Source organism: Campylobacter sp. RKI_CA19_01116 (assembly GCF_025771405.1).
Taxonomy (GTDB): Bacteria; Campylobacterota; Campylobacteria; order Campylobacterales; family Campylobacteraceae; genus Campylobacter_D.
The window spans coordinates 54,144-78,347 of sequence record NZ_JAKMQF010000002.1 but is presented as its reverse complement, the minus strand read 5'-3'; the positions used below and the strand labels follow the sequence as shown (position 1 = coordinate 78,347).

General features: G+C 31.7%; 28 protein-coding genes. 6 read left to right on the top strand and 22 right to left on the bottom strand.

Annotated elements, in window-relative coordinates:
* Window position 1: 1 nt before the first annotated feature.
* From L8U41_RS01830 to L8U41_RS01800, 7 genes are all read right to left on the bottom strand, one after another.
* Window positions 2–955 carry a chemotaxis protein gene (locus L8U41_RS01830; RefSeq protein WP_263663913.1) on the bottom strand — a complete coding sequence of 318 codons (954 nt, stop codon included), beginning with the start codon at window positions 953–955 and terminating at the stop codon, window positions 2–4.
* Window positions 955–1,683: a UDP-2,3-diacylglucosamine diphosphatase gene (locus L8U41_RS01825; protein ID WP_412175018.1), complete on the bottom strand. Its 729-nt coding sequence runs from the start codon at window positions 1,681–1,683 to the stop codon at window positions 955–957. The genes L8U41_RS01830 and L8U41_RS01825 overlap by 1 nt, the downstream gene beginning before the upstream one ends.
* Window positions 1,684–1,686: 3 nt before the next feature.
* Window positions 1,687–2,172 carry a transcription elongation factor GreA gene (gene greA / locus L8U41_RS01820; protein WP_039619215.1) on the bottom strand — a complete coding sequence of 162 codons (486 nt, stop codon included), beginning with the start codon at window positions 2,170–2,172 and terminating at the stop codon, window positions 1,687–1,689.
* Window positions 2,173–2,181: 9 nt separating this feature from the next.
* Entirely contained in the window at window positions 2,182–3,279 is a 1,098-nt protein-coding gene (lpxB, locus tag L8U41_RS01815; RefSeq protein WP_263727650.1) for a lipid-A-disaccharide synthase, read from the bottom strand.
* 77 nt (window positions 3,280–3,356) lie between these two features.
* Window positions 3,357–3,929, bottom strand: coding sequence for a cytolethal distending toxin subunit A (locus L8U41_RS01810; protein WP_263727649.1), 573 nt, complete (start codon window positions 3,927–3,929; stop codon window positions 3,357–3,359).
* 9 nt (window positions 3,930–3,938) lie between these two features.
* Window positions 3,939–4,742: a cytolethal distending toxin subunit B family protein gene (locus tag L8U41_RS01805; protein ID WP_263663909.1), complete on the bottom strand. Its 804-nt coding sequence runs from the start codon at window positions 4,740–4,742 to the stop codon at window positions 3,939–3,941.
* A 2-nt stretch (window positions 4,743–4,744) separates the two neighbouring features.
* Complete coding sequence (locus tag L8U41_RS01800; protein WP_263727648.1) at window positions 4,745–5,554, bottom strand: RICIN domain-containing protein; 810 nt, start codon at window positions 5,552–5,554, stop codon at window positions 4,745–4,747.
* Between the two features lie 137 nt (window positions 5,555–5,691).
* Here L8U41_RS01800 and surE point away from each other — a divergent pair, with 137 nt between their 5' ends.
* Genes surE through blaOXA form a run of 4 tightly spaced genes read left to right on the top strand, consistent with a single transcriptional unit; the run spans window position 5,692 to window position 8,308 of the window.
* Entirely contained in the window at window positions 5,692–6,465 is a 774-nt protein-coding gene (gene surE / locus L8U41_RS01795) for a 5'/3'-nucleotidase SurE (protein ID WP_263727647.1), read from the top strand.
* A complete protein-coding gene (locus L8U41_RS01790; protein ID WP_263706727.1) occupies window positions 6,458–7,111 on the top strand; it encodes a ThiF family adenylyltransferase in 654 nt (217 codons plus the stop codon). The genes surE and L8U41_RS01790 overlap by 8 nt, the downstream gene beginning before the upstream one ends.
* Window positions 7,095–7,544, top strand: a complete 450-nt coding sequence (locus L8U41_RS01785) for a GNAT family N-acetyltransferase (RefSeq protein ID WP_263727646.1) — start codon at window positions 7,095–7,097, stop codon at window positions 7,542–7,544. Before L8U41_RS01790 ends, L8U41_RS01785 begins: the two co-directional genes overlap by 17 nt.
* Window positions 7,541–8,308 carry an OXA-493 family class D beta-lactamase gene (gene blaOXA / locus L8U41_RS01780; protein ID WP_263727645.1) on the top strand — a complete coding sequence of 256 codons (768 nt, stop codon included), beginning with the start codon at window positions 7,541–7,543 and terminating at the stop codon, window positions 8,306–8,308. Before L8U41_RS01785 ends, blaOXA begins: the two co-directional genes overlap by 4 nt.
* Here the strand turns inward: blaOXA and bioC are convergent.
* The 4 genes from bioC to L8U41_RS01760 are packed head-to-tail and all read right to left on the bottom strand — an operon-like array spanning window position 8,282 to window position 11,266.
* A complete protein-coding gene (gene bioC / locus L8U41_RS01775) occupies window positions 8,282–8,980 on the bottom strand; it encodes a malonyl-ACP O-methyltransferase BioC (RefSeq protein WP_263727644.1) in 699 nt (232 codons plus the stop codon). The two genes, blaOXA and bioC, sit on opposite strands and share 27 nt — an antisense overlap.
* Window positions 8,965–9,591: a pimeloyl-ACP methyl esterase BioG family protein gene (locus L8U41_RS01770; RefSeq protein WP_263727643.1), complete on the bottom strand. Its 627-nt coding sequence runs from the start codon at window positions 9,589–9,591 to the stop codon at window positions 8,965–8,967. Before L8U41_RS01770 ends, bioC begins: the two co-directional genes overlap by 16 nt.
* Window positions 9,588–10,712: an aminotransferase class I/II-fold pyridoxal phosphate-dependent enzyme gene (locus L8U41_RS01765; protein WP_263727642.1), complete on the bottom strand. Its 1,125-nt coding sequence runs from the start codon at window positions 10,710–10,712 to the stop codon at window positions 9,588–9,590. Before L8U41_RS01765 ends, L8U41_RS01770 begins: the two co-directional genes overlap by 4 nt.
* Window positions 10,712–11,266, bottom strand: a complete 555-nt coding sequence (locus tag L8U41_RS01760; protein ID WP_263727641.1) for a tetratricopeptide repeat protein — start codon at window positions 11,264–11,266, stop codon at window positions 10,712–10,714. The genes L8U41_RS01765 and L8U41_RS01760 overlap by 1 nt, the downstream gene beginning before the upstream one ends.
* Window positions 11,267–11,395: 129 nt before the next feature.
* Between L8U41_RS01760 and L8U41_RS01755 the strand changes: the two genes are divergently transcribed.
* Window positions 11,396–12,664, top strand: a complete 1,269-nt coding sequence (locus L8U41_RS01755) for an adenosylmethionine--8-amino-7-oxononanoate transaminase (protein WP_263727749.1) — start codon at window positions 11,396–11,398, stop codon at window positions 12,662–12,664.
* On the opposite strand, the gene bioD is transcribed toward L8U41_RS01755, so the two are convergent.
* The 3 genes from bioD to L8U41_RS01740 are packed head-to-tail and all read right to left on the bottom strand — an operon-like array spanning window position 12,638 to window position 13,879.
* Window positions 12,638–13,210 (bottom strand): dethiobiotin synthase, encoded by a 573-nt coding sequence (bioD, locus tag L8U41_RS01750; RefSeq protein ID WP_263727640.1) that lies wholly within the window; start codon window positions 13,208–13,210, stop codon window positions 12,638–12,640. The two genes, L8U41_RS01755 and bioD, sit on opposite strands and share 27 nt — an antisense overlap.
* A 7-nt stretch (window positions 13,211–13,217) precedes the next feature.
* Window positions 13,218–13,532, bottom strand: a complete 315-nt coding sequence (locus L8U41_RS01745; RefSeq protein ID WP_039619256.1) for a DMT family transporter — start codon at window positions 13,530–13,532, stop codon at window positions 13,218–13,220.
* Complete coding sequence (locus L8U41_RS01740; RefSeq protein WP_087699708.1) at window positions 13,532–13,879, bottom strand: DMT family transporter; 348 nt, start codon at window positions 13,877–13,879, stop codon at window positions 13,532–13,534. The genes L8U41_RS01745 and L8U41_RS01740 overlap by 1 nt, the downstream gene beginning before the upstream one ends.
* A 175-nt stretch (window positions 13,880–14,054) precedes the next feature.
* Between L8U41_RS01740 and L8U41_RS01735 the strand changes: the two genes are divergently transcribed.
* Window positions 14,055–15,089, top strand: coding sequence for an isoaspartyl peptidase/L-asparaginase family protein (locus tag L8U41_RS01735; protein ID WP_263727639.1), 1,035 nt, complete (start codon window positions 14,055–14,057; stop codon window positions 15,087–15,089).
* Here the strand turns inward: L8U41_RS01735 and L8U41_RS01730 are convergent, their stop codons facing one another.
* The 8 genes from L8U41_RS01730 to fabZ all read right to left on the bottom strand — a co-directional run bounded on the left by L8U41_RS01730 (window position 15,090) and on the right by fabZ (window position 24,154).
* Complete coding sequence (locus L8U41_RS01730) at window positions 15,090–15,512, bottom strand: Sua5 YciO YrdC YwlC family protein (protein WP_263663898.1); 423 nt, start codon at window positions 15,510–15,512, stop codon at window positions 15,090–15,092. It lies immediately after the preceding gene.
* Window positions 15,509–18,772 carry a carbamoyl-phosphate synthase large subunit gene (gene carB / locus L8U41_RS01725; protein ID WP_263727638.1) on the bottom strand — a complete coding sequence of 1,088 codons (3,264 nt, stop codon included), beginning with the start codon at window positions 18,770–18,772 and terminating at the stop codon, window positions 15,509–15,511. Before carB ends, L8U41_RS01730 begins: the two co-directional genes overlap by 4 nt.
* A 97-nt stretch (window positions 18,773–18,869) precedes the next feature.
* The gene (locus L8U41_RS01720) at window positions 18,870–19,841 is read right to left on the bottom strand and encodes a catalase (protein WP_263727637.1); all 972 of its coding nucleotides are present in this window, start codon (window positions 19,839–19,841) and stop codon (window positions 18,870–18,872) included.
* A gap of 86 nt (window positions 19,842–19,927) precedes the next feature.
* A complete protein-coding gene (gene mreC, locus L8U41_RS01715) occupies window positions 19,928–20,671 on the bottom strand; it encodes a rod shape-determining protein MreC (protein ID WP_263702313.1) in 744 nt (247 codons plus the stop codon).
* A complete protein-coding gene (locus L8U41_RS01710; RefSeq protein WP_012662095.1) occupies window positions 20,661–21,698 on the bottom strand; it encodes a rod shape-determining protein in 1,038 nt (345 codons plus the stop codon). Before L8U41_RS01710 ends, mreC begins: the two co-directional genes overlap by 11 nt.
* A gap of 2 nt (window positions 21,699–21,700) precedes the next feature.
* Window positions 21,701–22,930, bottom strand: coding sequence for an ATP-dependent Clp protease ATP-binding subunit ClpX (gene clpX / locus L8U41_RS01705; protein ID WP_263727636.1), 1,230 nt, complete (start codon window positions 22,928–22,930; stop codon window positions 21,701–21,703).
* Window positions 22,923–23,714 (bottom strand): acyl-ACP--UDP-N-acetylglucosamine O-acyltransferase, encoded by a 792-nt coding sequence (lpxA, locus tag L8U41_RS01700; protein ID WP_263663942.1) that lies wholly within the window; start codon window positions 23,712–23,714, stop codon window positions 22,923–22,925. Before lpxA ends, clpX begins: the two co-directional genes overlap by 8 nt.
* Window positions 23,714–24,154 (bottom strand): 3-hydroxyacyl-ACP dehydratase FabZ, encoded by a 441-nt coding sequence (fabZ, locus tag L8U41_RS01695; protein ID WP_039619275.1) that lies wholly within the window; start codon window positions 24,152–24,154, stop codon window positions 23,714–23,716. The genes lpxA and fabZ overlap by 1 nt, the downstream gene beginning before the upstream one ends.
* Between the last annotated feature and the right edge of the window lie 50 nt (window positions 24,155–24,204).

Genomic DNA, 24,204 nt, shown 5'->3' with positions numbered 1-24,204 from the left:
TTTACTCCTCACCTTTTTCATGTTTTTTAATAACACGAGAAATTTCAGCAAAGAAATCACTTGCGTTAAATTTAACCAAATATCCCTCGCCACCTGCTTCTTTAACACCTTTATCACTCATAAACTCATTTGATAAAGAAGAGTTAAACACGATAGGAATATTTTTAAATCTCTCATCTTCTCTTACTTTAGCTGCAAAGTGGAAACCATCCATTTGAGGCATTTCAACATCACTTACTATGATTTTTAGATGTTTATTTAAATCATCACCATATGCTCCATATAGTTCTTGAAGTTTTTGTAAACCTTCAACACCATCTTTTGCTTCTACAACTTTTAAGCCGATTTTATTAAGTAAATCTTTAACAAGTTTTCTTGCAGTAGAACTATCATCAAGTGCTAAAGCTATACCCTCGATTTTTTGAATCTTATCATCTTCAATATCAGTTTGTGGAGTATAAATTCCAAGCTCTTGCACTATACTTTCTAAATCTAGGATAAGTAAAACCTCATCACCCTCGATTCTAGTTACACCTGTTATTTTGCTTTTATCCAAACTACCTGCACTTGTAGCAAAATTAGCTGGCTCGATATTTTTCCAATTAATTCTACGAATTCTTTTTGCCTCATGTACGATAAAACCGATTAATACATTACTAAATTCAGTAATAATAACTCTAGGTTTTATATTTGTCATTTCTGGCTCTTGAATTTGCATCCATTTAGCTAGATTAATCACAGGAATCACCACACCACGAAGATCAAAAATACCTTCAACATACTCAGGCACCCCTGGAATTTCAGTCAAAAAAGGAATTTTTATGATTTCTCTAACCTTAGAAACATTTACACCATAAATTCCCTCATAGACTTTATCTTGGCCTTGCTTAAAGATGCGAAAATCAACAAGCTCCATTTCATTTGAACCTGTTTTAACGACATTCTCATCAAACATTATGCCTCCTTAAGTTCTATTTTGTGAAATCTGATTTCTGGTTCATATTTTACTACAAAAAAACTTTCCTTGTATGCAAAAGTAGGTAAATTTAAATATTTTATATTCTCAAATTCTAAAAATACATCTTGATGATAATGTCCTTCTATTATAAATTTTACATTGTAGTGTTTTATACGCTCTTTTACTAAAGTAGCAAATTGAGGAATTTTTCTAATAAGTTGTTTTTTATTTTGATTTTTTAAAATTTTTTGAGTAATTTTTTCTTTACTAGTAACATTTAAAAAATTTAAAAAAAGTAGTAGATAATGATTTCTCAAACTTTTTAAGCAAAATTGCAAAAAAGGTTTTAAAAAAATATCCCCATGGGCTAATTCTACTAAGGTTTTATCTTTAAATTCGCAAAGCAAAGGCTGTTGTTTTATACTAAAAACCTTCACTTTTTTAAAAAATTTAACCAAATTAAAATCGTGATTACCTTCTAAATAAATAATTTCAATCTCATCAGCAAGCTCTTCAAGTAAGTTTATATAAGCTTTTGCAAAATCATGCGTGGCTTTTACTTCATAAATTAAAAGATCAAAAATATCACCCATTAAAAAAAGCTGTGGAGTTTGAATTTTTTTATCTTTTAAGGCTTGTAAAAAATCCCAAAAACCACGCCTATTTTCATTTTCATGTGCATCAGCAATGAAAACAGCATTTTCTTTTATAATTATTTTTTGCAAAAATTAAAATTCCAAAGCTTTATATTCTATAGAAATGATTTCAAATTCACTCTCGCCTTTTGGCAAGCGCACTTTAAAATCATCGCCTTCTTTTTTGCCAAGCATTGCTTTTGCAATAGGCGAACTAATGGAAATATAACCTTTTTCTAAATTTCCCTCATTTACCCCTACTAAAGTATAAGTGCTTTGCTTTTCACTTTCTAAATCTTCCACCACAACAGTTGAGCCAAATTTCACACTATCATGCTCATAAGAAGATGGATCGATGATTTGCGCTCTTGAGATCAAATCCCCAAGTTCAGCTATCTTTCCTTCTATAAAAGCTTGTTTTTCTCTAGCTGCGTGATATTCTGCATTTTCTTTTAAATCTCCATGACTTCTTGCTATGTCTATTTCTTCTACTACTTTTGGGCGTTCAACTTTTTTTAAATGTTCTAATTCTTTTTCTAATTTCTCATAGCCATATTTACTCATAGGTTCTTTTTGCATGATTTATCCTTATTTGATTTCATAAAGTATTTTAGCTAAATTTTTTGCACTTGCAAATTGCAAATATTCTTTTAAAAAATCTACTTTATCAAAAAATGCCTTATAATCGTATTTAAGATAAGCTTGATATAAATTTTCCACATTCACTTGCTCTTGTAAAAATTCAGGATTAAGCTCACTTTTTCCTGCAAAATCCAAAAAGATATTTGCAAGGCCTATGTGTTTGAGTTTTACAAAACATCTTGCGATAAATACATCAATAGCTTTAGCCTTATAAGCAAGTACAAAAGGCGTGCCGACCAAAGCTGCTTCAAGTGTAGCTGTGCCACTACAAATAAAAGCAAAATCAGCATTTTTTAGCACTTTTGGGGTATTGCTTTGAATTTCAAAATTACTCACATCTCCATAAAAATCTAATCTTTTTAGATTAAACTCAGGTACGCAAAGGATTTTTTTACCTTTAAATTTGGTACTTAACTCTCTAAAAATAGGCATTAAACGCTTTATTTCACTTTTTCTTGAGCCTGGCAAGAAAGCGATGATTTTTTCATCATCTTTTTTTGAAAGTATATTTTTTATATCTTCTTGGTTTTTAAACTCTTTTATCTCATCTAAAAGCGGATGTCCTACATAAGTGCTTTTGCCAAAAAACTCACTATCAAAAGGCAAGATAGAAGCTAGCACATCAAAATGACTTTCTATGATGGGTATGCGATCTTTTTTCCACGCCCAAACTTGAGGTAAGATATAATAAATTCTTTTTACTTTAGAATTTACTTTTTTTAAAGCTTTTGCAAAAGGTATGTTAAAAGCGGGAGAATCTATACATAAAATCGCATCTATTTTTTGAGTAAGACTTAAATTTACTAGCTCTTTTATAGCTCTTTTGGCTTTTAAAATGAGAGGCAAAACCTCTATAAAACCCATAGCGCTAAACTCATGTGAACTATAAAGTGGCTTGGAATTTAAACCAATTTCCTTACACAAACTCTCATCATAAATTCCTACTAAATCAAATTCTTTATATTCATTTTTATAAGCTTTTAAAACTTCTTTTAAATGCAAATTTGCTGAAGGCTCTAAGGCACAAACTAAAAAGGTTTTCATTAACCTACCTTATATCAATTTTAAAGATATTTTAACAAATTTTAACTTAGAGTTTAAACCCGCAAAGCGGGTTTAGTTTAATAAAGTGGAGTTGCTTCAACGATAGCAGGAGCAAAGAAAAATAATTCTTTTAATTCTATAGGTACAGAAGGATTTACGGTACAATCATCTAAACCAAAGCGATTTTCTATAGGTATATATGCATCATAAAAAGTACTCATACATTTTACCCCACCATGCGTTAAAGACCTAATTTGCACAGCAGAACTTGTAGTAGGCATGATAGAAAAAACCGTTTGCATTTGTCCATCTTGTAAATCTTGCTTGCAAGATTTTGTTCCAAAAGTTTTTTCATCTAAAACAGCCAAACATACATCAGCACCTCTAGGATTTATAAACTGCACATAACCAAAAGGGCGTTGCACAGCATACCTGTCTTTTTCTTTTAACTCATCACTAAGTATTATTTCTTTTAAAAACCAATTTTGCTCTTCTAATATTTCAGAGCTGTATCTAAAAGGACTTAGCGAAATTCCTGTTTCTAAAGATCTTATGGCAAACATAGGTGTAAAATCTTCTAATTCATCTAAACTAACCTCAGCTCTTAAAAAACTCAAAACCATAAAAAATAAAATACAAATTTTTTTCATCATTTACTCCTAAGGTCTTCTAAAATTCACAGGAAAATGATCAGAAGCTAAAAAAGTCCTAAGTCCTGCTACAGCTAAAAGAGCAATGATTGGCGGTGGATTATACAAAGAAGCTGTATTGGAATTTCCTGTGATAGCATAGTCAATAATCCTTCCGCTAGTTTGAGTATTAGTATTTGGAGGGATCACTCGTGTACGCGCTCTTAAATCTGGATCAAGTAAAGAAACCAAAGATCCTGCTTCTCTATTAAAATCACCCAAAATCATCCAATTAATCTCTGGTCTATTTCTAAAAAAACTATCCACAGCACTCACAATAGCTCCACCATCATTACCTCCACTTGCTAAAGCATGTATGCTAAAAAACGCATCATTTCCTATGCGAATTCCTATAATAGGTCTTGAAGCAACGGTTGGAGGTGGTAAAACAAAAACCTCATCAGCTTGCACTCTACTTACTATAGCCATATTCACACGATTTGCCCCAACATCAACTCTTGAATAATATATAAAAACAGAATTTGGACGGCTTGATGAGCCCAAATTCCACTCATACTCATGAATTGGAATTCCAACTCCCACAGGCTGAACTTGTCTTGGAGTCATTATAGCCGTGCTTGGTAAAACTCCTGCTTCTTGAACAGCTAATATATCCATAGGATTAGCACCCGTTACAAGCTGTCTTATGCTAATATTCCATTTGCTTTCAGTAGAAGCTGATGAGCCTTGTAAATTCCAAGTGCCACTATTATAATTTTCTAAAGCTCCAAATAATAAATTAAAACTAAAAATTAAAAATATTATCTTTCTCATTATTACTCTCCCGTATAAGCATAAGGTGATCTTGTTTGAAAAGCAGGTGCACTTATACTCCATTGTCTATCTAAATTTTTTTCTTTTGATTTCAAACAAGGCGTCAAATAAATACTATAATAATTAAAATCAAACTCCTCCATTACATTTGAAACTGTTGTTTGTATGCATTGTTGAGTAGCATAATTTTGAATTTGATAAGCACCATTGCTCATAGGAAAGAGTCTCCAAAATTGTGCAAAATTGCTTTGATCACAAGGATAATGCACAATGCCATTTCCATAAGCACTCAAGCAAGTTAAAGTTTTAGCATTTTTAATCATGACAGTATTGTTTGGAAATTCAATGAGCTGCCACACTCTTGCATCGCCAAAAGGCTTACTATCAAATAAATTATAACCCCATATCCAATTCCCTGGATTTAATGCCCAAACCGTTAGTGCAGCACCGTTTGGATTCATAATGGTTACAAAATCACTTGCAATACCTGAATTTTCATACAAAGCATTTGAAGTAAATTTATTATCCGAAGTTAACCTTGGCAAGGGTCCTTTTATAGGATTATCCCCTTTAAAAGTATTGGTAGTAATTACTGGTGGCACAAGTGGTATAGCAGGAAAATGTTTCCCTTCTACTAAAGCTGGTGTTTTTTGCTTAGCAGGTGGTGTTGGATTTTTACCTATTTTTAAAGGATCAATATCATTTACATCACCTAAAGAACGTCCTAAAGGATTAAATTGCTCTTTAGAAGAACATCCGATAAAAAAAGCTACAAATACACTAAATATCATTATGAATTTAATTTTTTGCATTTTTCCTCCTTGAATATTTAAATTTAAATATATTATCATAATTATAAATAAATTGTAATACAAAACACCACTAATAATTTTTCTTTATTTTAAAAAATATTTTATCACTTATGTTAAAATTTAAAAAAAGGAAAAATATGAAAGAAATTTTAATAACAAACGATGATGGCTATGAAAGTGAAGGCTTAAAAAAGCTTATTAAAATGCTAAGAAAGCATTTTAAAGCTAAAATTACCATAGTAGCTCCTGCTAGTGAAAAATCAGCATGCTCACACTCTATAACACTAACCAAACCTTTAAGATTTCACAAGGTTGGTAAAAGATTTTACAAGCTTGATGATGGCACGCCTGCGGATTGTGTTTATCTAGCTTTACATGCTTTATATAAAAAGCGTTTGCCTGATCTTGTCATAAGTGGGATTAACAAAGGTGCTAATGTAGGCGAGGATATAACTTACTCAGGAACTTGCGCAGGAGCAATGGAAGCTGTACTTCATGGAATTCCTGCCATTGCTTTATCACAATTTTACAAAGATAGTCAAAAAGAGCTTGATTATAAACTTGCTTTAAAACTTACTAAAAAAATAGTCAAAAATATCTTTAAAAAGGGCTTTCCTTTAGATAAAAAAGAATTTTTAAATATCAACTTTCCTTCTAGCAAAACAGCCTTTCAGGGCTTAAAAATTTGCAAAGCAGGTAAAAGAATTTATAGTTATGAAGCACACTCAAATACAAATCCAAGAGGTGTAGAATACTACTGGCTAGCTGCTGCTAATCTTGATCATGAAAATGAAAAAGATTCAGACATAGCACTTTTAAAACAAGGCTATGCCACAATAACCCCTATAATGCTTGATCTAACAGCGTATAAACAAATGAAAAATCTCAAAAAATGGATGAAAAATGGATAGATACACGCGTATAAAATGGCTTGTTAATGAAGAAAATTTTATTAAATTTCAAAATACCAAAGTTTTAGTTTGCGGACTTGGTGGAGTTGGTGGAATTTGCGTTGATGCGCTTTTTAGAAGTGGCTTTAATAATCTAACTTTAATCGATGCAGATAAATTTGAAACTACTAATCAAAACCGCCAACTTCATAGTGAAAATATAGGCGAGGAAAAAGCTAAGGTTTTTGAACGCATTTACAATGCCAAAGGTATAGTTAGTAAAATCGATGATGAGTTTTTGAAAAGTTTTGATTTAAGTGAGTTTGATTTAATCATTGATGCGATTGATGATATACCAGCTAAGGTTGCTTTGGCTAATTTAGTTGATTTAAAAAAGCAAATTTTTATCTCATCAACCGGTGGAGCTAGAAAGCTTGACCCAACGCGTATTAAAACGACAAGCATATTTAAAACACATGGCGATGCTTTAGCTAAAAAATTCCGCTATGAGCTTAGAAAATCAGGCTTTAAAGGAGACTTTGATGTGGTATTTTCAGATGAAGAAGCTCATTGTAAAGATCTTGGCTCATTTATGGGTGTGACAGCCTCTTTTGGACTTGCTTTAGCTTCTTTGGCTTTAAGGAAAGTGCTTGATAAGAAAGCTTGATATAAAAGATTTAGCTTCTTGTATCAAGCTTTTTAAGCAAAGCGTATCTACTCTTTGCAAAAATGATTACACAAAAGAACAAATTCATGCATGGATTAATATAGATCAAAAAGCTTGGGAAGAAAAATTTCAAAATCAACTAGGCTTTGTTTATGAAGAAAAAGGCCAAATCATATCTTTTATAAGTATAAATTTAGAAGAAAAAACTCTCGATCTTTGCTTTACTCATGAAAACTATGCTCATCAAGGTTATGGCAAAGCTTTATTAGAATTTGCTCTTAAAAACTACCCTTATAGTGAAATTTATACTTTTGCTAGCCTTAGTGCTAAAAATTTCTTTTTAAAAGCAGGATTTAAAATCATCAAAGAAAACATTGTTATAAGAGATCAACAAGAATTGAAAAATTTTTTAATGAAAAAGGAAATAAATTGAAAAAATTACTTTTACTTTTTAGCCTTTTTTGCTCTTTTGCTTTAGCAAATGAAAATTTAAAAGATCTTTTTAAAGATTACAATGAAAGTGGAGTTTTTATAGCTTATGATGGCAAAAATTATTATAGTAATGATTTTACAAAAGCAAACAAACGCATTTTACCTGCCTCTACTTTTAAAATTTTCAATGCTCTAATCGCGCTTAATGAAGGCGTTGTGAAAGATACTAATGAGATTTTTTATCATTACAAAGGTGAAAAAGTATTTTTACCCTCTTGGAAAAACAATGCAAACTTAGCCCTAGCTATGCAAAGATCACAACTACCTGCTTATAAAGAACTAGCTAGAAAAATAGGCTTAGAAAAAATGCAAAAAAACCTAAATAAACTTAATTATGGTAATCAAAAAATAAGCAAAATCGATGAATTTTGGCTTGATGATTCTTTGCAAATTAGTCTTAAAGAACAAGCAAACTTACTTTTTGAACTAGCAAATCTAAAATTAGATTATCCTAAAAATATACAAAAAGAAGTTATAAATATAATAAAACTTAGTGAAAATAACTATTATGAGTTTTTTGCAAAAACAGGCTGGGGAAAAGAAAAATACGGACAAATCGTAGGTTTTATAAAAGATAAAAAAACTCATCAAATTTATGCTTTTGCTTTATGTATGGATATAAGTGATTTTAACAAGCTTTATCTAAGAGAAGAATTAGCAAAAAAATATCTATCAAATTTAATAAACTTGACACATAAAAAATAAAGGATGATAAGTCAAGGTATTTTGAAATTCTTTTTCATAGTTTTTTAAAAATGCCTTGCTTATGAAAAATTTTTCACTCAAAGCATTTACCCCGCTTAATTTCAAATGTCTAAAAAGCTCTAAAGTATCATCAAATTTTAGCTCTTTTAGTTCTTCTTTTGCCTTGATAATCTTAAATTTTTTAGAAAGCTTTTGTGCAATTTGCTCTAAAGTTAAATATTCAAGTGATAAATTAGTGCTTTGCTTTATTTGAGTGAAATTTTTTTCTCCAAAAGTAGAAAAAAGCAAAATCCCATTTTTATTTAACATATTTGCAAAATTTTCTAAAAGCTCATCTATCTTTAGCCACTGCATACAAGCATTGGAAGCTATAAGATCAAATTTTTTCGTATAAAAATGATGATTTTTAAGATCATTCATATCAAAAATACCAAATTCATCAAACTTACAAGGATTTTCAAAAGCATAAATGTCATTTAAAAAATAATGCTTAAATTTAATACACCCTTGCAAAGCCTTGCTAAAAACCCCTACCCCACAGCCAAATTCAAACACCGCTTCAAAATCGCTCAAATCATCCTCACTAAGCATTTTACAAAGCTCTTTAGCCATGGCTTTTTGCACAGGTGTATTTGCACTATAAGTGTCTTTTGCTCTTATGAAAGTTTGCAAAGCTCTTCCCAAGCGTGGTATTTAAAAAATGCAAAATGTGGCTCATCAACAAATATTGCCTTTTCTTTGAAAAAATTTAAAACATGCTTTGGTGGAAAGATTTTATCATCTTTGCTAATTATGGCTTTATCCCAAGTGAAATTTTCATTTAAATCCTTAGTGCAAAACTCATACAAGCTTAAAAGTTCTGCTTTTAAATGCTCGTTTTTTTCAAAATAAAATCCATCACTTAAATTCATTCTTTTTTCAAGCAAATTTACTTTAAAATCTTCCAAAGCAAATCTTTTCATAGTAAGTTTAAAAATGGCTTTTTTAATCCCAAATTCATCATCTATAGGTAAATTTGTGCCATTTATGGCTATTTTTTTATCAAATTTCATATCTTTTAAAATTTTACTCGCCACGCAAACTCCCATAGAAAAGCCAACAAGGGTGATTTTTTCAAATTTATTAAGATCAAATTCCCAATCAAAACTCGTATAATCATACACCATTAAAACATTTACATCACTTTTTAAATGCGTAAAATGGCTAAAATGTGAGCAAAACCCTGAAAAAAATAAAATCAACTCACGCGAATTTGCATTTTCATGTAAAAAATGAGTTTTCAAAGTACCTCCAAAACCTTTTCTAAGTCTTTTTTCACTAGCCCAGCATGCAAAGAAAAGCGAATTCTAGCTGTATTTTTAGCCACGGTTGGCTCTTTAATAGCAGGTGCGAAAATACCATTTTCTAAAAGCTTTTGAGAAATTTCACTAGCTAGTGCATTTTGCCCTAAAATAAAAGATATCACATAAGCCTCACCTAAAACTGCACCTTTACTTGCCAAAGCATTTTTAAACCAAGCGCTTAACTCTAAAAGCTCTTTTCTTTGAACGCTAAATTCATGCAAATGTTTAAAAACATGCAAGGTCCAAGCTACATTAATAGGTGCAATAGCAGTTGAGTATATAAAGGCTCTTGCTTTGTTGATAAAAAAATCTTTTTCATCACTTATCATGCAAGCTCCCGTAGAAGCTATAGCCTTACCAAAGGTAAAAACTAAAAAATCCACTTCCTTTTCTAAGCCCAAAAATCTCACATAACCCAAACCATCATCTCCAAAACACCCTATGCTATGAGCTTCGTCAATATAAATTTTGATATTTTTAAACTCTTTTTTTAAATTTATGAATTCTTTTATAGGTGCAAAATCTCCATCCATACTAAATAACGCTTCACTTATGATGATGATATTTTCAAATTCTTTATAATGCTTTTGCACTAAGCTTTGTAAATGCTTTATATCATTGTGCTTAAATCTTATAAATTTAGCCCCGCCAAGCCTTAAACCATCGATGATACTTGCATGCACTTGTTTATCTGCTAAAAACAAAGTATTTTTAATGCTTGCTAAAGCTTGCAAACAGCTAACATTTAAGGCATAGCCGTTGTTAAAATGCAAAATTTTTTTGCCTAATTTAGCTTCTAAAAAGCTTTCAAATTCATCAAAAATCGCATAATTTCCACTCAAGCTTCTTGAACTTGAACTAGAAAATTCAAATTCTTTTAAATGTGTTAAAAAATCTTTCTTTAATGCTTTTTCATTGCTTAAATTTAAATAATCATTGCTTGCTAAATTTAGTAATTTTTGCCCATTATAAATAACATATTTTCCCTCATGCTCTAATGAGCGTAGAATTCTAAAATTATCTTGTTGTTTTAATGCATTTAAAATTTGTGCAATTTGCATTATTGTTTAAGCCTTGCGTAGTTTTGACAACCCTCATCGCTTTTTAAATCACAAGCCTTGCCAAAATATTCTAAAGCTTTAGAGATATCTTTTCTAACACCTTTGCCATTTTCATACATAAAACCAAGACTATTACATCCTTCTTCATAGTTCATATCACAAGCTTTTCTATAAAGCTCTACGGCTTTAAAATTATTTTTACTGACAATTTGTCCTTTCTTATATAAAGCTCCAAGGTGAGCGCAAGCATAAAAATTATCCAAAGAACAAGCTTTACTATAAAATTTTTCAGCCATTAAGCCATTCATTTTAACACCTTCTCCAGTTTCATATAAAATTGCAAGCCCAAAACAACCATTATCGTCATTTAACTCACAAGATCTTTTATAAAATTCCGCTGCTTTAAGGTAATTTTCATACATTTTATATCGAAAACCAAGTCTAAAACAACTTTTTCCTTTTTTATTTTCTATACAATCTTTTTCGAGCATATCCTCTTGTGAGTATGCAAAATTTGAAAATAAAATCGCTAAGATAATCAAAACTTTTTTCATACTTTACCTTTAAGTTTAAGATAAAAAGCTAATTATATAAATATTTTCTAAATAATCCTTTTTCATTTTAAAGCATAAATTTGAGTGAAAATTGTAGTATCATTAGTAATAAAAATCAAAGAAGTAAAAATGAATTTAAAAGAACTAGACTTAAAACACATTTGGCACCCTTGCACGCAAATGAGCGATCATGAGTTTTTACCTTTAATACCTATAAAAAAGGCTAAGGGGGTATATTTGTATGATTTTGATGAAAAATCCTACATAGACTGCATTAGCTCTTGGTGGGTAAATATCTTTGGTCATTGTAATGAATATATCAATGAAAAAATCAAAGATCAACTTCAAAATTTAGAGCATGTCTTGCTTGCTGGTTTTTCACATAAGCCTATCATAAAGCTTTCGCAAAGACTTTGTGAGCTTTTACCTTTTAATAAATGCTTTTTTGCAGATAATGGTAGTTCAGCCATAGAAGTGGCTTTAAAAATGAGCTTTCAATACCACTTAAACAATGGCTCTAAAAAGGATAAATTCTTATCACTTAGCAATTCTTACCATGGAGAAACCTTAGGTGCATTAAGCGTTGGCGATGTAGCACTTTATAAAAAAACCTATGAGCCTTTACTTTTAAAAAGTATCACAACACCTGTGCCAACAAGCAAGGACTATACAAAAGAACTTGAAATTTTAGAAAGTATTTTAAAAAATCATCATCATGAAATTTGTGCTTTTATACTTGAGCCTTTACTTCAATGTGCAGGCAATATGCACATGTATGAGCTTGGGTATTTAGATGAGGCGATTAAACTTGCTAAAGATTATGATGTGCAAGTGATATTTGATGAGATAGCCACAGGTTTTGGACGCACAGGGGAAATGTTTGCGCTTGATTATTGCTCACAAAGTATTGATTATATATGCCTTTCTAAAGCTATCACGGGCGGGTATTTACCCCTTTCAGTGGTGCTTACTAAAGATGAAATTTATGAGAAATTTTATGATAGTTATGAGAGTCAAAAGGCCTTTTTACACTCTCACTCTTATACGGGTAATGCCCTAGCTTGTGCGGCGGCTAATGCGACTTTGGATATTTTTGAAAAAGAAAATATCATCGCAAAAAATAAAATCAAAAGTGCTTTTATAAAAACTCAATGGGAAAGTTTAAAAGAATTTGATTTTTTAGGAAATTTTAGAAATTTAGGCATGGTAAGTGCATTTGATATACAAAAAAGCAAATACCAAAGAGCAGGACTTGAAGTCTTTCAAAGAGCCTTAGAAAAAGGCTTACTTTTAAGACCACTTGGAAATACAATTTATTTCATGCCACCATATGTTATAAATGAAGATGAGATTGCTTATGTCGTGCAGTCTTTAAGAGAAATTTTCAAGGATTTTTGAAAGTTTTTCACACACTTTATCCTCAAATTCTATGATAGGAATTTTAGCATAATTACTTATAAAATCCTTGCTAAAAGTATCTTGAGTTTTTAAGATTAAAGCAAGGATTTTAATATCTCTTTGTTTTAGTGCTTCTATGCTTAAAAGTGTGTGATTGATACTTCCTAGATAGTCTTTTGCCACTAAAATCGTAGGGTGCTTAAACGCACTCATATAATCAATCATCGTTTTTTCATCATCAAGGGGCGAAAAAAGCCCACCAGCTAGCTCGATGATGAGTTTTTCACTTTGTGGAATTTGTATATCAAAAGCTTTATAGCTTAAATTCTCTAAAATCCTGCCTTTGTGCGGGGAAGCAGGAGTTTGTAAAAACACACCTTCTTTAAAAATCTTAGTTTTTGGACTAAACTCAGCTACTACCTCACTATCTTTTGGCGTGCCTGCTTGGATAAGCTTAAAATAATCAAATCCTAATTCCTTACAAATTCTAGCACTTAGATAAGTTTTGCCAACATCTGTGTCTATGCCGCTAATGTATATTTTCATTTTAAGCCTATGAAAGTATTTTTAAACCCACAGTGCAAGCAATGATAAGAGCAATCAAAAAAAGCTTTAAAAAGCTTTTGCTTTCTTTATAAAAAAGCACTCCGATGATAACCCCGCCTGCAGTTCCAGCTCCTGTCCATATAGAATAAGCCACACTCATAGCAATACTTTGCATGCTAAGACTTAAAAACCCAAATGAAAAACCAAAACACACTATCAAAGCTAAAAGATAAAGCTTATTTTTAGTGCTTACAAGTTGCTTCATGATAATCACACCAAAAATTTCAAAAGCAGTCGCTAAAAACAAAAAGAACCATTCCATTATTTAGCTTCCTTGCTAATGATTTTAAGGCCTATGATACTTAAAAGTAAAATAGCTATTAAAGTAAGCTTGGTGATAGAACTTGGCTCATTGAAAATAAACATCTCATTAAGCACCACCCCAACCGTGCCAATACCTACAAAAACACTATAAGCAATGCTTACTTCAAGTCTTTCACAAGCTTTTAAAAAACATGTAAAAGATATGCAAACCCCAATGGCTGTTAAAGCATAATGCCAAATTTCAGTAGAGTATTTTAAACCACTCACCCAAAAACACTCAACCAAACCACCTAAAATAACCATAAACCAACCAAAATTAGAGCTTATTTTTGTTCTTTCTATCATAATTTACCTTTTTTTCAAAAGCGCAAATTATAGCTAAAATTACAAAAATAAAACTTTAATCAAAAACTAAACATATAATAATAAAAAATATCATTATTATAAATATTTTTATAATATTAATTTATATTTAATTTTTATTATTATAGAATCAAAAGCTTGTAACAAGGAGATAAAAATGAGTTTTTTAACAAATAGTAAAAAGGCTTTATTAATATTAGCTAGTTTAGCATTTTTAACAAGCAATAATGCTTTTGCAAAAGATTTTGAACCTATTATCGTTATACACGGTGGTACAAGTGGCTTAGGACTTACTAAAGAAGAATTTGCTAAAAGAGAAAAAGTAATGAAAGAATCTTTAAAAGCAGGCCAAAGCATACTTGAAAAAGGTGGAAGCTCTGTTGATGCAGTTATAGCTGCCATTAAAGTAATGGAAGATAGTCCTGAATTTAACGCTGGAAAAGGTGCTGTTTTTACTTCTGATGGATTTAACGAACTTGACGCATCTATAATGGATGGAAAAAATTTAAGAGCAGGTGCAATTGCTATGGCTAGGACGATTAAAAATCCTATAGAGGCAGCAAGACTTGTTATGGAAAAAACACCTCATACTTTAATAGCAGGGGAAGGTGCTGATAAATTAGCCAAAAAACATGGTTTAGAAATAGTAGGACAAAAATATTTTTTCACAGAGCATAGATACAAACAACTTCAAGAAGCTAAAAAAAGCAAAGAAGTATTGCTAGATAGCGATAAAGCAAAGGCTCATCTTGGTGTAAGTACTGAGCCATATTTAGGCACAGTAGGTGCGATAGCTTTAGATAAAAATGGCAATCTTGCAGCAGGCACAAGCACAGGTGGCACTACAAATAAAATGACAGGACGCATTGGAGATTCTCCTATCATAGGGGCAGGAAATTATGCAAATAATGACTCAGTTGCGATTTCTTGCACAGGAACAGGTGATATTTATATAAGAGTGGCTGTGGCTCATGAAGTTGCGTCTTTATATAAATATAAAAAACTTTCAGTACAAAAAGCAGCCGAAGAAACTATCAAACAAGTAGCTAAACTTGGTGGCACGGGTGGAATCATCTCTATAGATAAAAATGGAAAAGTTGGCTATGCTTGGACTAAAGATAAACTTGGAATGTATCATGGACAAGCAAAAATCGGAGAAGAACCAAAAGTATTTTGGCCACTTGAAAAATAATTAGCGTAACTTAACTTTTTTAACGCCTCGAAGTTTAAAAATCTTTGAGGCTCCACTTTCAAAAAACTTTTCATCTATTATTTTATCTGCATTTTGCATAGCCCAATTTAGATCAAATTTTTTTCCATGAAGATTTGCAGAAGTAGAATAAAGCCAATCAAACTCTTTTAAAAATTCCTCATGAGCACAATCTTTCACGACGCGTATTGCTTTAGAATTAGGATATAAAAAAGTAGTTTTTTTGGATTTTCTAATAGTGTTTTTAAAATGACTTGGCACTCTTGTAAGTTTTTTAAGCTCACTAAATTTAGCCGTAGTAATCAAACAATCTTGCTTTAAAGGCCTTTTTTTTAAAGTATTAAGGGCTTTTAAGTCCTTGCTTAAAAACCCTGCTGTTGTATCAGTTTGAGCAAGATAAATCATGCTTTTAAGTATTCTTGTAAGCTCTTTACTTCAAGGCATGATTTATTTTGTATAGCTTTAATCGCTTTAGCACCTGCATACGCTGCTCTTAGGTTTGTAAAATATGGAGTTTTAAAGCGTAAAATATTTGCTCTAATTTTTTTAGTATCACCTTTAAAACTATGCTCATCGCTTGTATTTATAGCAAGTTGAATTTGAGAATTTTTTAACTTATCCTCTACATTTGGGCGCCCTTCAGAAATTTTATGCACAAACTCACACTCTAAACCTGCTTCTTGTAAAATTTTATAAGTACCGCTTGTAGCAATGATTTTAAATCCTAGCTTAATGTATTCGTTAGCTAAATCTACTGCGTATTTTTTATCTTGTTCTCTTAATGATAAAAATACATTGCCACTTTCTGGTAAGAAATTTGAAGAAGCAAGTTGGCTTTTTGCGTAAGAGTTTTCAAAGTCTTTGCTTACACCCATAACTTCGCCGGTTGAGCGCATTTCAGGCCCAAGCTCAAGGTCACTTCCACTAAGTTTGGCAAAAGGAAATACTACTGATTTTACGCTAATATGTTTTGGTTTTTTAGCTCTTAAAATTCCGTTTTTTTCTTCTACCACTTTAAAGGTATCATAAAATTTCAAACTTTCTCTTAAATTTCCTTGCCACATCACGCGCGTTGCAACCTTAGCTAAAGGAATTCCTGTAGCCTTACTTACAAAAGGCACAGTTCTACTAGCTCTTGGGTTTACTTCTATCATATAAAGTTTATTATCATGGATAGCAAATTGTATATTTAAAAGCCCTACTACACCTAAATTTAAAGCAATATCTTTTGTTTTTTGCTCAATCATTTCAAGCATAGCTTCATCAATATTTACAGCAGGTAAAGAGCAAGCACTATCGCCTGAGTGAATTCCTGCTTCTTCAATATGCTCCATAATACCTGCTACATAAACTTCTTTTCCATCACTTATTGCATCTACATCAAGCTCAGTTGCATTATCTAAAAACTGGTCAATTAATACCGGAGATTTATCACTCACATCTACGGCTTCTTGCATATAAAGTCTAAGCTCGCTCTCATCATGCACCACACGCATTGCACGACCACCCAAAACATAGCTTGGTCTAACAAGCACAGGATAACCTATCTCATTTGCTTTTATAATCGCTTCTTCTACACTTATAGCTGTGCCATTTTTAGGTTGATTTATGCCTAAATCTTCGATAAATTTAGCAAATTTCTTTCTATCTTCAGCTAAATCTATTACCCTTGCACTCGTTCCTATAATCTTTGCTCCAAAAGCACTAAGACGTTTTGCAAATTTAAGCGGAGTTTGACCACCAAAATGCACTATCACTCCATCTGGTCTTTCTCTATCAATAACCGCTCTTAAATGCTCAAAATCAATTGGCTCAAAATACAAAATATCGCTTGTATCATAATCTGTTGAAACCGTTTCTGGATTACAATTATACATTATAGTTTTTACGCCCATATCTTTTAGAGCAAAAGAAGCGTGCACGCAAGCATAATCAAACTCAATGCCTTGTCCTATGCGGTTTGGTCCACCACCTATAATCATCACTTTTTTATCTTTTTTATCTTTACTTTCTTTTACTTGCGTAGCTTCATTTGTATTAATACTTGAGTATAAATAAGGGGTCAGTGCTTCAAATTCTCCCGCACAAGTATCTACTTCACTATATTGAGCGATGATTTTGTGTTTAATTCTTGCATAATAAATATCATTTTGGCTTAACTCAAGATTATCTTTTTGATTAATCAAACTAGCGATTTTTTTATCTGAAAAACCTAAGGTTTTAGCTTTTCTTAATAGTTGTTTGTTGCTTAAAATATCCATATCAATTTGATTTTCAAATTCCACTATTTCTTTGATTTGATTTAAAAACCAAGGATCTATTTTGCAAAACTCAAAAAGCTCTTGTGTGCTAAAACCTTCTCTAAAAGCTTGTGCTATATAAAGTAAGCGTTTTTCATTAGCTTGGCGAATTTTTGTCAAAAGCTCATTTTTATCACATTCTATAGTATCAAACCCACTTAAATTTCTCTCAAGTGAGCAAAGTGCTTTTTGAATGCTTTCTTTAAAAGTTCTCCCTATAGCCATAACCTCACCCACGCTTTTCATAGCAGTGCCAAGTTCTGTGCTTGCATTTGGGAATTTTTCAAAAGTAAAACGAGGAATTTTAGTTACAATATAATCAATTACCGGTTCAAATGAAGCAGGAGTTCCTGTGATATCATTTTTAATCTCATCTAAACTAAATCCAACTGCTAAAAGCGTAGCTACCTTAGCTATAGGATAACCCGTAGCTTTACTAGCTAGGGCTGAAGATCTTGAAACCCTAGGATTCATTTCAATAACTATCATTCTACCATTAGTTGGATTGATAGCAAATTGCACATTTGATCCGCCTGTATCCACTCCAATTTCTCTTAAAATAGCAAAAGAGGCATTACGCATTGCTTGATATTCTTTATCAGTCAAAGTTAAAGCAGGAGCTATAGTAATAGAATCACCCGTATGAACCCCCATAGGATCAACATTTTCAATAGAGCAAACGATAATACAATTATCATTTTTATCTCTAATGACTTCCATTTCGTATTCTTTCCAACCAAGTAAACTTTCTTCGATTAAAATTTCATGGATAGGACTTAACGCCAAAGCAGTATTTGCAAGTTCTGCAAACTCATCCATATTATACACCACGCCACTTCCTGCACCACCTAAGGTAAAAGAAGCTCTAATCATCAAAGGAAAACCAATCTCATCAACAGCTTTTAAAGCCTCTTCATAATTATACGCATACATAGATTTTGGCAAATCCATGCCAATTTTTTTCATACATTCTTTAAAAACTTGTCTATCTTCGCCTTTTTTTATCGCTTCAGGATTTGCACCTAAAAATTTTACATCTGCAAGCTCGCCACTTTCATAAACTTCCATAGCAACATTCAAAGCAACTTGGCCACCCATAGTAGGTAAAATCGCATCGATTTTTTCTTTTTTGATTATACTTAGAATACTTTCTTTGGTAATTGGTTCTATATAAGTTGCATCAGCAAATTCAGGATCTGTCATAATAGTAGCTGGATTAGAATTGATCAAAACTACTCTATAACCTAGCTCTTTTAAGGTTTTTGCTGCTTGAGTTCCTGAGTAATCAAACTCGCAAGCTTGACCTATAACGATAGGCCCACTGCCTATTAATAATATATTTTTTATATCTGTTCTTTTTGGCATGTATTTTCCTAAGCTGAATTTTTAGCCAAATTATAACAAATATAAGTTTTTTAGAAGTTGAAATTAATAAAGAATTTAGCTCTTAAAGAGCTAAATTTTATTGACGCTTACCAAAAGTTATAGCATAAGCTTCATTTCTTACATCAAATAAAGGATCTTGTGGTGGATTAACCCCTTGAGGTACATCTGAAGGAAAATATACATCAAAATTACAATCTTCCTTGCTCAAAGCATTAACTTTAAAAGTCCCAACTAAACTTTCTTTGTGTTTACCACTCCACAAGGCCGTTGTATCATTAGTAATATCATTTTTATTTGCATATACCAAATACATCTTATACTCAACTGACTTATTAGTCTTTATACGATTTTGAAAATCTTCTTTTAAAAAATCACTACTTGCACTTTTCATTTGTGCCTCATTTAAATACGCCACACCTTCGCTTGGAACTAATTTCCATCTTGCTGGTAGATAATTTTCTCCATTTGCTTGTTTAAAATAAAAAGTATGGATACTAAAAAATGGAGTATTTGCTACGCTTTTACTGATACCAATTTTATCCGTATATGCAGCAAAATTTCTATAAGAATCAACCTCTTTCAACATCTTGCTTATTTTTTCTTGATCGACTTTACCATTTACAGGAAGTCTCATTTCAAAAAACTGACCAAACTCTTTAGGATTTTTTGCAAAATTTATTTCTGTATTTAGCATAACCATAGTCCAAGAGGCAGAATCTTTAGGATCAGTAATTCTAATAGCCATACCCCTTGTTTTACTTTTATCATCTTTAAAAGCGCCACCCAAAGAATATCTTACTTGAATCGGTAAGCTTTTTTGTGTTAATAAAGGCACATCAACTTCTTTATTGATAGACAAAGCTGGCTCAAAAGTTCCCATAGCACAAAAGCCCTTTGCATGATTAACTTTTGCTTTTGGATTTTTAGGGTCTGCATTAAGTTGATAAAAAATATCTGCTATTTTTTGCGCATCATATTCTACTTCGTTTGCATAAATAGCACCACTTAAACAACAAATAGCCAAACAACTGCTGATATATTTTTTCATTAAAGCTCCTAGTTTTAAACTTAGAAGCTATTGTAATATTTAATTCTAAATAATAATTTATATTAATTAAAATAAATAATTTTTTACTATAAATTTTCCACCATATAAAAATAGTTTGGCACTTTCATCTTAGCATAAGGTTTAACATAAGCATTTTGATAAGCACCTTCTTCTTCTATTTTAAAAATTTCTCCTACTGGAATTCCTGAAAAGAAAATTTCATCCAAACCACTTGTATAAACCTTATCGCCCATTTTAAGCTCAAGCCATTTAGGAATATACTTAACTAAAATATAATCATTTCTTCCATGAGCTATACCTGGTGCTTGTTCTTTACCTATGTAAACAGAAAAAATACATTCTTCATCACCTTGCAAAAGACCCAAAGCTCTACCATTTTTTTCTATGACTATGCCTGCTGTATAGCCATTATAAATTAAGCCTTTGATTTTTCCTTTATAATCAACATCAAGCCAAACCTTATGATAATCACTAATTTGCGCATAAGAAGTTGCTTTAACTAAACTCACATTAGGATAATAAAAACTTGAGTTTTTATCACTTAAAATATTATTTAGCTCATTAGCAAAGTTTTTCATGTAGATATTATTTTTTTCAAGCTCAGCATTTCTTTCTCTTAAAGTTCTAATTTCTTCAGCTTGGTTAAAATGCTCGTTGAATTTGTTTTTTAAAAGATCAATACTTTGAGAAAATTGATTAACAATAGCAATATTTAAATCTAAAACATTTCGTTTTATTACATCTCCATAATAAAACGAAATAAATACTAAAAAAGATAATATTAAAACGCTAAGAATTTTACTCTTCATTCGTTAGCTGGTGTAATAATGAAATTTCTTCTAAAGCTTTACCTGTACCTTTTGCAACTGCTAAAAGTGGCTCATCAGCTACATATACTGGAAGTTTTACAATTTCAGATAAATATTTATCAAGCCCGCGTATTAAAGCTCCACCTCCTGTTAAAACAACACCATTTTCAACAATATCAGCTGCAAGATCAGGTGGCATCATTTCAAGAACGATTTTTAAAGCATCAGCGATTTCTTTTAAATGTTCGCGCATAGCTTCTCTTACATCTTCACTTGTTAGTTCGATTCTATTTAACAAGCCTGTTACTTGATCGCGTCCTTTAACTACCATAGAAAGCTCTTTTGGAAGCTGAACTGCTGAACCAATAGCGATTTTAATCTCCTCACCCGTTCTTTCACCTATGACAAGATTGTATTTTTCTTTTACATAATTTACTATACTAGTATCAAGCTTATCACCGGCTGTGCGGATAGATTTTGAAATCACAAGCCCGCCCAAAGAAGTAACGCCAATCTCAGTTGTACCACCACCAATATCTACCACCAAGCTCCCTTGAGGCTCTCTAATAGGTAAATTTGCACCAATAGCTGCTGCCATAGGTTCTTCTATCAAAAATACTTCTCTAGCGCCCGCACTTAAAGCACTTTCTCTAACTGCTTTTCTTTCAACTTGGGTTAAACCATAAGGTACTGAAATGATAATTCTAGGTCTTAAAAAAGATTTTCTTCTATGAGTTTTTTCTATAAAATAACGGATCATTTTTTCAGTCATATCAAAATCAGCAATCACACCATCTTTCATAGGACGGATTGCTTCGATATTACCTGGGGTTTTTCCTACCATTTCCTTAGCTTCTTTTCCAACAGCTAAAATTTTAACCCTACCATATCTTTCACGCTCTACTGCAACAACTGAAGGTTCATCAATCACTATACCTTTATCTTTTACCAAAACTAAAGTATTTGCGGTACCTAAGTCAATCCCCATATCACTTGAAAAAAATCCAATTATTTGATCTAAAATCATTCTCAGCCTTTAACTTTTTTATTTTTTATAAATAAAGGTTTTGCACCTTCTTTGATTACCTCTTTGGTAATTACTATACTATATCCATTATACTCTGGCAAATCAAACATCAAATCTACCATCATCTCTTCAATAATACTTCTTAAACCTCTAGCCCCTGTTTTACGCTCCAATGAAAGCTTAGCAATCTCTCTTAGTGCTTCATCTTCAAATTTTAATTCCACATTATCAATAGCAAAAAGTTTTTGATATTGTTTAATAATGGCATTTTTTGGCTCTGTTAAAATACGCACCATGCTTTCTTCATCAAGCTCTTCTAAAGAAGCAAGCACATGCAATCTTCCTATAAGTTCAGGGATAATCCCAAAATGCACTAAATCATCAGGTTCTAATCTTTGAAGTAAAGCTTCTTTTTCATCTTTTTTATCATCAGTAAAAAAGCCCATGACATTATCGCCTAGTTTTCTTTTAATGATATCACTAATACCATCAAAAGCTCCACCACACACAAATAAAATATTAGTCGTATCTATTTGTATAAAATCTTGATTTGGGTGTTTTCTACCACCTTTTGGTGGGATATTTACCAAAGATCCTTCGATGATTTTAAGCAAAGCTTGTTGCACACCCTCACCGCTCACATCTCTTGTAATGGAGCGATTTTCACCCATCCTTGCGATTTTATCTATCTCATCAATAAATATAATCCCTTTTTGAGCTCTTTGCACATCTCCATCAGCAGCTTGCAAAAGACGAGTAAGGATATTTTCAACATCTTCTCCTACATAACCTGCTTCAGTTAAAGAAGTCGCATCGCAAATTGCAATAGGCACATCTAAAAATCTAGCTAAAGTTTGCGCCAACAAAGTTTTTCCACTTCCTGTTGGACCTACTAATAAAATATTTGATTTTGCTAATTCTGTATCATCATCTTCTAAGTCAGATCTAAAAAGTCTTTTGTAGTGATTATACACCCCTACACTAAAGATTTTTTTAGCCCTATCTTGCCCGATGACATATTTATCTAAATATGCTTTTAATTCTTTAGGGGTTATGTCTTTAAAATTTTCTTTATCAACTTCTTTATTTTTTAGCTCTTTTTCCTCTCCAAAGAAAATATTGCAAGCACTTTCAGCACAATACTCACATATAAAGGCATTATTATAATCATTTACTAAAATTCTTCTTTCGCTTGTTTCTATTTCGTTACAAAAACTACATCTTTTAACCATGGTTTTTTTCCTTATATATAGGAATTCCTCTTTTTGTTTCTAAGATAAAATTACACATTTTTTTAACATTTTCACTAGAAGCACTTTCTAATAAATTCAAAGCATTATCTTTTAAATTTCCTTGTCTGAATAAAAATTTAAAAGCTTTGCTTAAAACATCCACTTCTTCTTTATCAAAGCGTCTTCTAATGCCTACTAAATTCAAACTTCTAATGCTTGCACGATTTCCCTCAGCCAAGCAAAATGGCACCACATCTTGAGAAAGTGCGCTAGCACCTGCTATCATACACCCTTCTCCTACTTTTACAAATTGATGTATTGGAGTAAGCCCACCTACTACAGTATAATCTCCAAGTTCTACATGGCCTGCTAAAGTAGCATTGTTTGCTAAAATGATGTGATCTCCTAAAGTACAATCATGTGCAATATGAGAATAAGCCATGATAAAAGCATTATCGCCTATCCTTGTGAAGCCATCGCCTTTAGCTGTACCTGAGTTAATAGTAACAAATTCTCTAATAACCGCATTCTTTCCTATGATAACACCTGAGTTTATCTCATCTTTATAAGATATATCTTGCGGGATATCTCCAACTATAGCATAAGAAAACACTTTCGAATTCTCACCTATAGTTACATTAGGTAAAATTCTTGCACCTTGTTTGATGATGGTATTTGCGCCTATGTTAGCATTTTTACCAATATAAGCATAAGCTTCTACTACAACATCATCTGCTATAATAGCTCCATCTTCTATAACTGCACTTGGATGAATTTTGCTCATCATTTATCTACTATCATGGCTTTAAGTTCAGCTTCTGCAACTAATTGCCCATCTACAAAAGCTTTTCCTTGGAAAATCCACATATTTCCACGATTTTTTACTACACTCATTTCATAATCAAGTCTATCACCAGGACGCACTGGATTTCTAAATTTAGCATTATCAATACCTGTAAAATATACTACTTTGGTACTTGGATCTACTTTATCATCCATACTTTCAAATGCTAAAACCCCTCCAGTTTGCGCCATGCCTTCTAAAATTAACACACCCGGATAAATTGGATGATCTGGAAAATGTCCCATAAAAACATGATCGCTTATACTAATATTTTTATAACCTCTAACAACTTCTTTGTTTTTTAATTCTACGATTTTATCTACAAGTAAAAATGGATACCTATGTGGTAAAATTTTTTGAATTTGCATTACATCTATCATAAATTTAGCCTTAAAATATATTCAAAATTCAGATTTTACAAAAAAAATAT